The 2,688-nt window shown below is 35.9% G+C and carries 4 protein-coding genes and 1 pseudogene; all 5 read right to left on the bottom strand.

Going from position 1 to position 2,688, the window contains the following annotated elements:
* Positions 1-61: 61 nt before the first annotated feature.
* Positions 62-130 (bottom strand): annotated as a pseudogene (locus PR808_RS20745) (dihydrolipoamide dehydrogenase); the annotation flags it as partial.
* A 103-nt stretch (positions 131-233) separates the two neighbouring features.
* Complete coding sequence (locus PR808_RS20590) at positions 234-470, bottom strand: hypothetical protein (protein WP_206082674.1); 237 nt, start codon at positions 468-470, stop codon at positions 234-236.
* 155 nt (positions 471-625) lie between these two features.
* Positions 626-919 (bottom strand): hypothetical protein, encoded by a 294-nt coding sequence (locus tag PR808_RS20585; protein WP_272539993.1) that lies wholly within the window; start codon positions 917-919, stop codon positions 626-628.
* Positions 920-1,446: 527 nt separating this feature from the next.
* Positions 1,447-1,701: a hypothetical protein gene (locus PR808_RS20580; protein WP_272539992.1), complete on the bottom strand. Its 255-nt coding sequence runs from the start codon at positions 1,699-1,701 to the stop codon at positions 1,447-1,449.
* A gap of 1 nt (position 1,702) precedes the next feature.
* A partial coding sequence (locus PR808_RS20575) for a hypothetical protein (RefSeq protein WP_272539991.1) occupies positions 1,703-2,688 on the bottom strand: 986 nt, incomplete at its 5' end.

Raw genomic sequence — 2,688 nt, 5'->3', positions numbered from 1 at the left:
TATACGCTTTGGTGATAAACAGCATACTAGAGATACTGTTTATCTATGCGACTAAAGAAAATTATTTTTTCTTTTTCGCTTTTGCGTTTGGTAAATCAGTAATGCTACCTTCGTAAATCTCAGCAGCCATACTGAATATTGCCTAAGGTAGCAATTACACACTCACGCACCAAACTGGACAGTTAATCACCCAATTAGCCAACAGCGAGTAAGACCATTAATTCAATAAAAGTTTATTGTTTCTTTAATGTATCTCTGGCTTCAATTAATATTGAAATTAGATCATCTAAAGGCATTTTCGCTGTAAAACCGCGGGATAGATCTGAACCAAATAGTTCAACTTCTAAATTGTCTACACCTTTATCTTGATTAATTTCTGCAACCCGCCCCCAATTTAATTGAACTTCTAACGTTAGATTCTCATATTCCATTGGACTTGAAAAAAATAGTTCTAATTTATTATCTTTCATTTTATTGCCTTCTTTGGATCTAACACAGTATTAAATGAGTCATCCGTATTATATCTAATGCCTTTACGATTAGGTAAACGGTATTCGACGCCACCACGTGAGAGATCAGTTTTAACAGTTCCTTTGTTATTCAATACTGATACACTATTAAAGCTTTATAGATCTTTATATCTATCAGGAAGATATTCTGGATTTCCAACCATTTTGATTAATCTAATAAGTTCTTCTCGGTAAAATGATAATTCTTCCCCATTTTCACAACCCGTGATTTTGAGTATTTCTGCATCAGAGCAATTAGCTAATACATAATCAATACACCCTTCGTAAACCATTAACTCCCCCTCTGAAGCTCTCACATCATATAGAGTTACACTTGCAATACATTTTTTTTGTAATAAATCCATACCATCACCATTTAATATAATCAGAGAATTTTTCTTTAAAGTCATCTAATTGCTCATTAGAAGGTCGCTGCCATTCACCTTTTTTGATTCTGTTGTCTGTATTCGCTTTCGGATTATAAAAGAAGTGACAACCTCTCCATCAGACTCAATTATATGAACTTTTCTACCAGAACCTTTAACAATCCAACGACCATCTTCTTGAACTAAAATATCTGAAGGTCTAGATTTTTGAACATCATTAATGACTGAACTGACTGGACACCATGCTCTCACAGCTGAGAATAAGCACGATTGTAGTGTAAAAACACTGACGGCTAAAGAAGCAGTGGTCAAAACCAGAAAGTATACAATGGGTTCCCCCCAACCGAGGTAAACCAAACCCCAGCCCACAACTCACGTTAAGCGGCAAGTGATTGAGTGAGTTTGGGTTTAAGGTGAGTAACCACATACCCTCACTCGCCAAGCCGGACAGTTGATCATCCAGTTGGCTGAGAGCGAGTAAAATGATTGAGGTAAGAGACTAAAATTTGTTGGCATAGTGGCTCTTTAAAGAGCCACTATGCCATTATTTTTTATAGATCTTTGTACCTATCAGGAAGGTATCTTCTATGTTCCATTGATTTCATTAAATTTTTTAGATCTGTCAAGTAATGTGATAACTCTTGTTTATTTGAACATTCCGTTTTTTCATATATTTGCTCATCAGATAAATGAGTTAAAACGTAATTTAAGCAATCTGTATAAATTACAACTTCCGATTCAGATAAACGAATATCAAATAAAGTTACATCTGCTTCTGGTATGTAATTAATTTTTAGTGTATCCATCCTACCACCTCACATAATCAGAAAATTTTTCTTTAAATTCATCTAGTTTTTCATTGCTAGGTCTATTCCATCGCCCATCTCTAGTACGTTGAGCCGTATTTTTATCACTATTTTTAAATGATGAGACCACTTCTCCATCAGGCTCAATTAGATGTATTCTTCCGCCATTACCTTTTACAACCCAACGACCATCATCTTGTATTAAGATATCTGAAGGCCGCGATTTTTGAACATCATTAATGACTGAACTGACTGGACGCCCCTCTTTATTTCTGATTCCCGCATGTTCACCTTGTGTAATCTTGTCTAAATAGGCGAGGTTATCTATAGATAGAGTATCAAGAATAGATGTTCCAGGCAGTTTTTCGATCGGTTCTGGGGGCTGGTTTCCACCCGTATCAATTTTTCCTTGTTCGGGTATTTGGTTTCCACCTGTATCTATCCGGCCTTGCTCAGGTATTTGGTCACCACCAGTATGAGGTTTCCCAACATTCGAATTTTTTGCTGCTTTATCTAAATCATTTGAGCAACTCATGCCAAAAGAGCAATCAAACGTTTCCGCTAGGCCATCACGAATATTACCTAATGTCTTTTCGATACCTTTTACAATATTGCTATTTGCCGTTTGTGTTACTTGTGAATTTGAAGCAACGCCATGAGGTAATGTAGGAACATTCGGTGTGGGAACAGCAAATACACTACTTTGGGCTATTTTCAGCTTATTTAATTCATTTACATTAAACTGAATTTTATCCGTGATACTTTTATGTTGTCTCTTAATTTCGAGCAATTGATTTCTAGCATCACGGTCAGCTCGCTTATTAACCGCATCTATATATAGATCTAGATTATCAAAAGGAAACCTCGGTATACCCGGTATATTATCGTCAAAATCCTCTGCGAGGAGCCTGTCTCTATCTTCAATTGTGCGAAATTTAAAGGTTGCTGAAATTTTTAATTTTGAGGAGTCTGAAGATTGAAAATTTC

This window comes from Providencia sp. PROV197 (assembly GCF_028479625.1).
GTDB classification, from domain to species: Bacteria; Pseudomonadota; Gammaproteobacteria; order Enterobacterales; family Enterobacteriaceae; genus Providencia; species Providencia vermicola.
This window is presented reverse-complemented; position numbering and strand designations above follow the sequence as displayed.